Source organism: Terriglobales bacterium (assembly GCA_035457425.1).
In the GTDB taxonomy this organism is placed as follows: domain Bacteria; phylum Acidobacteriota; class Terriglobia; order Terriglobales; family Acidobacteriaceae; genus JACPNR01.
The window spans coordinates 1-7,264 of the sequence record DATIBR010000079.1 but is presented as its reverse complement, the minus strand read 5'-3'; the positions used below and the strand labels follow the sequence as shown (position 1 = coordinate 7,264).

Sequence of the window (7,264 nt, the reverse complement as noted above, 5' to 3'; positions counted from 1 at the left end):
GCCCGAGCAGATCCGGAACCTCTAGTCCCTCACGCCGCGCGTGGCGGCATCTCATCCATCATCCGTTGGCCCTGCTCGCCGCTCTGCTGTGGCATCTTTTCCTTCCATCCCTTGCGCAGCAGCCAGTGGTTCACGGGCGCCGAGGTGAGCAGCCCGAGCGCCATGGCGAGCTGCATCTCGAACCAGAAGACCGCCTGGGTGGGCTTGAGGTGAGGCTCCGGGTAGAAGACGTAGTAGTTGAGCGCCATCCAGCCGAACATGCCGGCTTGGAACGCGAGGATCGAGAGCGTGTCGGCGCGCATCGCCTCGACAATGCCCTTGCCGACCGGCAGGCCGCGCATCGGCACGATGGTGAAGTACTGGAAGACGACACCGAAGACCCACGCCAGCAGCAGGGTGACGAACAGGCGCGTGCCGAACTCGCCGGCAAAGAACGTGAGCGGGAGCAGGAACACGAGCCATTCGCCGACGATGTCGCCGAGCAGGCAGCCGGAGCCGCAATGGGTGGCGCCGACGAAGGCTTGCTCCGGCACCGGCGGCATCTGCTTCCTGCGCTCTTTCATTTTCTTGGGGTCGATGCCGCGGCGGCGCATCTCGGCCTGCATCGCCTGGTGATGCTCGTGCGTCATCTTGCTGCCGGAGCCGTAGTACCACCACACGGCGAAAGGGCCGAGGTAGAGCGCGGTCAGCGGCCACACGAAGTTCATGATCATCATGTGCTGCGGGCGGCGCAGCTCGTCGAGCGCGATCCAGGCGGCGCTGAGGACAGCGCCCCAGAGCGCGGCGAGGGCGAGCAGGTGCATCCAGTCCGAGTAGGGCGGCATAGCTGGTAGGATGGATATTCCGAGCGGCGGGTGCGCCCGTGATGCCTAAAGTCATTGCCATCCCGTTGTTACTGCTGTTGCTGGCGATTGCCTCCGGAACGGGCCCGGTGCTGTGCGCGACCGCATGCGCAGTGCCCGCCACCGCGCACGCCACGCCGCCCGCGATGATGGCGCACGGACATCATCACCAGGCGCCGCCGAGAACCCGCGCTGTGGGCGCCAGCGGCGCGCCGCACTGCGGGAAGGCGGCGCAGCCGGCGGTGGCGGAGAAGGCGCTGCCGCAGGCGCAGCCCGCGGTTGTCGTCCGGGCGATGGTGGGCGAGGTCGCCGCGCCGGTGGCGAGCTTCCGGGCTCACAAGCAGCATTCGGCAGCGCCGCCCGGCCCGCCGCTCCGCCACGCGCCGCTGCGCATCTAGCGCGACATTCCCCACGCCGCATCCCGCGGCCATAGCAGCTATCCCGATCCAAAGGGGAATGATGAGAGTCCGCACGTTCGCACTTTTCGTATTGCTTAGCGTTTCGACCTGCGTGGCCGCGCAGCATGAAGGCCACCAGCAGGCGGCGGCGCCTGCGCCGCAGCAGTCCAAGCCCGGGGAAGAGAAGAAGCATGAAGGCCACGACATGGCCGGCATGCAGGGCATGCAGCACGACGAGCCCGCGCAGAAGATGGAGCACGAGCACCTGGGGTCGGGGACGATGCCCAAGCCGAAGTCCGCGCCCGAGCCGATGTGGATGTGGAAGTGGGGCGCGTGGGACATGATGGCGCACGGCAACCTCTTCCTCACGTACAACCAGCAGGGCGGTCCGCGCGGCGTGGGCAAGTTCGAGTCGATGAACTGGTTCATGCTGATGGAGCAGCGCAAGCTCGGGCCGGGCACCCTGCTGTTCCGCCAGATGCTTTCTGCCGAGCCGCTGACGGCGCCGCACGGCGGCTTCCCGCAGCTCTTCCAGACGGGCGAGACCTACCGCGGCCTGCCGCTGGTGGACAAGCAGCATCCCCACGACGTGTTCGGGGAACTCTCGGTGACATATACCGTGCCGCTGGCGGGCGAGAAGCTCGCATGGCAGTTCTACGGCGCGCCCGTAGGCGAGCCCGCGCTCGGGCCGGTGGCGTTCATGCACCGCGTGTCGGCGGCGGAGCTGCCGGCCGCGCCGCTCGGCCACCACGTGCAGGATTCCACACACATCACCGCCGGAGTGATCACCACGGGGCTGCAATTCCACAAGGGCATGTTCCGGGTGGAGGGCTCGGTGTTCAACGGGCGCGAGCCGGACGAGTTCCGCCACACCATCGACTTCGCGCCGATGGATTCGTGGTCGCTGCGCACCAGCTTCCATTCCATGAACTGGTCGGCGCAGTACTCGTACGGCTACCTGACCGAGCCGGAGGCGCTGGAGCACACCGACATCGAGCGGCAGACGGCGTCGGTGACCTACAACCGGCCGATGAAGGCCGGGAACTGGGCGACCTCGCTGATCTGGGGACGCAACCACAAGACGGAAGAGCAGACGGTGCAGAACAGCTACCTGCTGGAGTCCACGCTGAACTTCCTGCGGCGGAACTACGCCTACACGCGGCTGGAGCTGGTGGACAAAGACGAGCTGTTCCCGCTGGCGCCGCCGCCGCACGAGAGCTTCCGCATCGGGGCGTACACCTTCGGCGGGGTGCGCGACCTGGTGCAGAACGAGAGAGTGCAGATCGGGCTGGGAGCGGACTTCACGGTGTACTCGAAGCCGGCGGCGCTGGACGCCATCTACGGGGAGCAGCCGGCCGGGTTCCGCGTGTTCCTGCGATTCAGGCCGGGAGTGATGAAGCACTAGCGGGAGCGGTGCCCATGAGATGCTTCGTCGCCCGCCGCGGCGGGCTCCTCAGCATGACACGCGTCTAAGTCTCGAGCTGGCCGATGAGGTCGGTGACCTTGTTGACGCGGTGCTCGACGCACCAGCGCTCCAAGCCGTTGACGATGTGCTCGGTGGCGCAGGGGTCCCACATGCTGGCGGTGCCGACCTCGACGGCGGCGGCGCCGGCGAGCATGAACTCGACCACGTCTTCCGGCGTGGTGATGCCGCCGATGCCGATGACCGGGATGTCCACCGAGTGCGCGGCTTCGTAGACCATGCGGAGCGCGATGGGCTTGATGGCCGGCCCGGAGAGGCCGGCGGTGATGTTGGAGATGCGCGGCTTGCGGGTCTCGGCGTCGATGGCCATGGCGACGAAGGTGTTGACGAGGGAGATGGCGTCGGCGCCGGCGTTGGCGGCGGCGTGCGCCATCATCGGGATGGAGGTGACGTTGGGGGAGAGCTTGACGATGAGCGGGCGCGTGGCGGCCGACTTGCAGGTGGCGACGATGTCCTCGAGCATGACGCGGTCGGAGCCGAAGGCGATGCCGCCGTGCCTGGTGTTGGGGCAGCTGACGTTGAGCTCGTAGGCGGCGATGCCGTCGGCGTCGTTGAGGATGCGGATGGTCTCCTGGTAGTCCTCGCGCGAGTAGCCGAAGACGTTGGCGATGACCACGATGTTCTTGATGCGCTGGAGCTTGGGCAGCTTCTCCTGGACGAAGGCGCGCGCGCCGATGTTCTGCAGGCCGATGGAGTTGAGCATGCCGGCGGCGGTCTCGAAGACGCGCGGCGGCGGGTTGCCGGCCATGGGCTCGCGCGACAGCCCCTTCACGACGAAGCCGCCGAGCTTCTCGAGCGTGACGATGTCCTCGAACTCGACGCCGTAGCCGAAGGTGCCGGAGGCGGCGATGACGGGGTTCTTGAACTCGATGCCGCAGAAGCGGACGCGCAGGTCGCACACGGGCGGCTGCGCTTGCGGCGTTGGGGCTTGGCTCATTATTTCCAGTGTACGACAGCCGTGGAGTACCGAGTCGCCCTGCCATCATTTACATTAGTGCGGCATGCTGGACCTGGGCTTTGTCCGCGAACATCTCGACCTGGTGGAGGAGAAGCTGCGCGACCGCGGGATGGACCCGGCGGCGGTGCTGGGGAACTTTCGCCAGCTCGACGCCGCGCGGCGCGCGCTCATCACCGAAGCCGAGACGCTGAAGGCGAAGCAGAACAAGGCGTCGGAAGAGATTGCGCAGCTCAAGCGCGAGAAGAAGCCCGCCGAGGCGCAGATCGCCGCGATGAAAGGCCTGCGCGAGCAGGTGCAGGAGCTGGAGAAGCGCGCGGGCGAGAAAGACGACGAGCTGCGCGCGCTGCTGGCGGGCATCCCGAACCTGCCGCACGATTCGGTGCCGGTCGGCAAGACGCCGGAAGATAACCAGGAAGTCCGGAAGTGGGGCGCGCCGCCGGAGTTCGACTTCCAGCCCAAGCCGCACTGGGAGCTGGGCGCGGAACTGGGCATCCTGGACCTGGAGCGGGCGGCGAAGCTGAGCGGCGCGCGCTTCGCGGTGTACTGGGACCTGGGAGCGAAGCTGGAGCGCGCGCTGGCCAACTTCATGCTCGACCTGCACACGCGCGAGCACGGCTACACCGAGGTGCTGCCGCCGTACATGGTCAACGCGGAATCGATGTACGGCACCGGGCAGCTGCCGAAGTTCGAGCAGGACCTGTTCAAGGTGCCGCACGGCGAGAAGAACCTGTACCTGATCCCGACGGCCGAGGTGCCGGTCACCAATCTCTACCGCGACGAGACGCTCGAGGGCGCGCGGCTGCCGATCTCGCTGACGGCGTACACGCCGTGCTTCCGCAGCGAGGCCGGGTCGTACGGGAAGGATGTGCGCGGGATCATCCGGCAGCACCAGTTCCAGAAGGTGGAGCTGGTGAAGTTCGCGCGCCCGGAGACCAGCTACGACGAACTGGAGAAGCTGACGCGCGACGCCGAGAGCGTGCTGCAGAAGCTGGGGCTGCACTACCGCGTGGTGACGCTGTGCACGGCGGACATGGGATTCTCCGCCGCGAAGACCTACGACATCGAGGTGTGGCTGCCGGGGCAGAAGCTGTTCCGCGAGATCTCGAGCTGCTCGAACTTCGAGGCCTTCCAGGCGCGGCGTGCGGGGATCCGCTACCGGCCGGAGGGCGCCAAGAAGACCGAGTACGTCCACACGCTGAACGGCTCGGGCCTGGCCGTCGGGCGGACGTGGCTGGCGATCCTGGAGAACTATCAGCAGAAGGATGGTTCAGTCGTGATCCCGGAGCCGCTGCGGGCTTATGTTGGCGCGGACCGAATCGTCGCCCGGAAGTACTAGAATCCAACGGAGAGGCGCAAAGCACGCCGAGGTTTTTATGGATGAGGCCGAGCGGCTGAATGAGATCACTCGCAAGATCATCGGGTGTGCCATCACGGTGCACCGGACACTTGGGCCCGGCCTGCTAGAGTCCGCTTACCAGGCTTGTCTTGCCGCGGAGTTCAGAGCAACAGGGCTCAAGTTCCGCGAGCAGGTTGATGTGCCCGTCCGCTACCGTGGCCAGGTGCTCGGCAGTGGGTATCGGCTCGACTTCATTGTGGAGGACGAGGTGATCATCGAGATCAAGTCGGTCGAACGCATGGAGCGGATCCATAAAGCGCAATTGCTTTCTTATCTTCGGCTGGAGCGCAAGCGAGTGGGCCTGTTGCTCAACTTCAATGTCGAGGTCTTGCGAAGCGGGCTGCATCGCGTCGTCAACGACTTTCCCGAACTCGGCGCACTCAGCGCCTCTGCGTTGGAAGTGAAGGCCTAAGGAGCAAATGGGAATCGGGAAGACCATCAAGGGGTACCTGGCGTGGGAGTACGAGCGGGGCTCGTTCCACTACGACGTGATGGTGACGCTGATCCTGCTGTTCATCTTCCTGGCGCCGCTGTGGATCGACTTCAAGGACAAACCGATCGAGCGCCAGGCGCATCAAACCAGAGTAGTCGTCCTTCCAGAAGAGCAGGGCATGCAGGTGTACCAGATCGACGCGGCCGAGGTGCGCGGCACGGGCGACGCGGCGGTGCGCGAGAGCGCGCGGCGGGTGATCGCGGCCATCTCGAACGCCGAGCTCGAGGTGGTGAAGTGGGAGCCGGTGTGCCGCATGGGCTCGGGGCCGTGCGATGGACAAGTGAGGCCGATCGTGGCGTATAAAGTATGGGCCAGGCCGTAGGGATATGAGAAAGCTTCTCCAGAGCGTTTGCGTGGTGGCGCTGGCGGTCGTCTGCGCCCAAGCCCAGAACGTGGAAGCGGTGCTCAACGCCATGGACCGCGCCGCGGGGAACTTCCGCTCCACAGAGGCAGATTTCATCTGGGACCAGTACACGCGCGCGGTCGACGACACCGACCAGCAGAAGGGCAAGATCTACTTCCGGCGCAACGGCAAAGAGATCCAGATGGCCGCCGACATCGTGAAGCCAGAAGTGAAGGTGGTGGTCTACTCCGACGGCCAGGTGAAGATGTACCAGCCCCGCATCGACCAGCTCACCGTCTACGACGCCGGCAAGAACAAGCAGGAGATGGAAAGCTTCATGGTGCTGGGCTTCGGTGGCCGCGGCCACGACCTGCTTCCCAGCTACGACGTCACGTACATCGGCGCCGAGATGGTGGACGGCGTGAAGACGGAGAAGCTCCAGTTGGTACCGAAGTCGGCCAAGGTGAAGAACACCTTCAACAAGATCGTGCTGTGGATCGACCCGGCACGCGGGATCAGCATCCAGCAGCAGCTGTTCACGCCCTCGGGCGACTACCGGCTGGCGAAGTACTCGAACATCAAGATCAACCAGAAGATCTCCGACGACGTTTACAAACTGAAGACCACCAACAAGACAAAGACGCTGACGCCGCAGGGCTAGCGTGCATCCCACATTAACGTCCGGCGGTCTCGCGCCGGGCCTTATCCCACGACCCAGGGTGGAATCATGGCCAAGGTGTTCACCATCCCCCGCATCCCGCGACCGAGGAAAAAAGATGCGCGTGCCAGCGACCCGCGCTACATCGAGGGCCAGCGCCTGCTGGTGGAAGCGATGAAGTACCTCGCCAAGGCCGACCCGCGGCGGAACCGCCCGGCGTTCGAGCTGCTGTCGGAGCACTTCCGGACGCAGTTCCGGATGAGCGACAAGCCCGCCCCGCCGCAGGCCTAGCGGCGCGTGGCGCCACCCGCCCGCGGTGGCGTGGGCATCTTGGCCCGCTTACGTCCCTAATGGGCTAGCCCGCGAGGGGTCCAGCCCTGTTCTGAAATCACGACAAGAATCACTATTTCTCTTGCCACTCTTGTTCCGATTCCAGAACAAGGACCGCAACTCCGATCCGCCGGGTTTGTTCGGCAGTAAGCTCTCCCCGTGCCGATCCACCCCAAGCGGTATTACGGCTACGGTGACCTCCACTTCATCACCTTCAGCTGCTACCGTCGCCTGCCGCTCCTTGGCGCCGGCCGCCGGCATGGGCGAAGAACCTGGCGGGCTAGCGCCCGCGCCCAGACAAGCGAAGCTTGTCTGGGGCACCCCTTCTTCTACAATGTCGGCGGTTTGCCTGGGCCACCCGCC

9 protein-coding genes are annotated in these 7,264 nt (G+C 65.7%); 7 read left to right on the top strand and 2 right to left on the bottom strand.

The genetic code is table 11. The annotated features are described in order from the left end of the window. Positions 1-29: 29 nt before the first annotated feature. The gene (locus VLA96_05955; protein ID HSE48735.1) at positions 30-824 is read right to left on the bottom strand and encodes a DUF4396 domain-containing protein; all 795 of its coding nucleotides are present in this window, start codon (positions 822-824) and stop codon (positions 30-32) included. 41 nt (positions 825-865) lie between these two features. Between VLA96_05955 and VLA96_05950 the strand changes: the two genes are divergently transcribed. Further along, the gene (locus tag VLA96_05950; GenBank protein HSE48734.1) at positions 866-1,240 is read left to right on the top strand and encodes a hypothetical protein; all 375 of its coding nucleotides are present in this window, start codon (positions 866-868) and stop codon (positions 1,238-1,240) included. 112 nt (positions 1,241-1,352) lie between these two features. Further along, entirely contained in the window at positions 1,353-2,645 is a 1,293-nt protein-coding gene (locus tag VLA96_05945) for a hypothetical protein (protein ID HSE48733.1), read from the top strand. Between the two features lie 64 nt (positions 2,646-2,709). Here VLA96_05945 and VLA96_05940 read toward each other — a convergent pair whose 3' ends face one another. Next, on the bottom strand, positions 2,710-3,660 hold the full coding sequence (locus VLA96_05940) for a dihydroorotate dehydrogenase (GenBank protein ID HSE48732.1): 951 nt from the start codon (positions 3,658-3,660) through the stop codon (positions 2,710-2,712). 64 nt (positions 3,661-3,724) lie between these two features. On the opposite strand from VLA96_05940, the gene serS reads away from it, so the two are divergent. From serS to VLA96_05915, 5 genes are all read left to right on the top strand, one after another. After that, positions 3,725-5,017, top strand: coding sequence for a serine--tRNA ligase (gene serS / locus VLA96_05935; protein ID HSE48731.1), 1,293 nt, complete (start codon positions 3,725-3,727; stop codon positions 5,015-5,017). Between the two features lie 37 nt (positions 5,018-5,054). After that, positions 5,055-5,489, top strand: a complete 435-nt coding sequence (locus VLA96_05930; protein HSE48730.1) for a GxxExxY protein — start codon at positions 5,055-5,057, stop codon at positions 5,487-5,489. A 7-nt stretch (positions 5,490-5,496) separates the two neighbouring features. Then, positions 5,497-5,892 carry a hypothetical protein gene (locus VLA96_05925; protein ID HSE48729.1) on the top strand — a complete coding sequence of 132 codons (396 nt, stop codon included), beginning with the start codon at positions 5,497-5,499 and terminating at the stop codon, positions 5,890-5,892. A 4-nt stretch (positions 5,893-5,896) separates the two neighbouring features. Beyond that, positions 5,897-6,574, top strand: coding sequence for an outer membrane lipoprotein carrier protein LolA (locus VLA96_05920; protein ID HSE48728.1), 678 nt, complete (start codon positions 5,897-5,899; stop codon positions 6,572-6,574). Between the two features lie 66 nt (positions 6,575-6,640). Further along, positions 6,641-6,862, top strand: a complete 222-nt coding sequence (locus VLA96_05915; GenBank protein ID HSE48727.1) for a hypothetical protein — start codon at positions 6,641-6,643, stop codon at positions 6,860-6,862. Positions 6,863-7,264 lie beyond the last annotated feature (402 nt).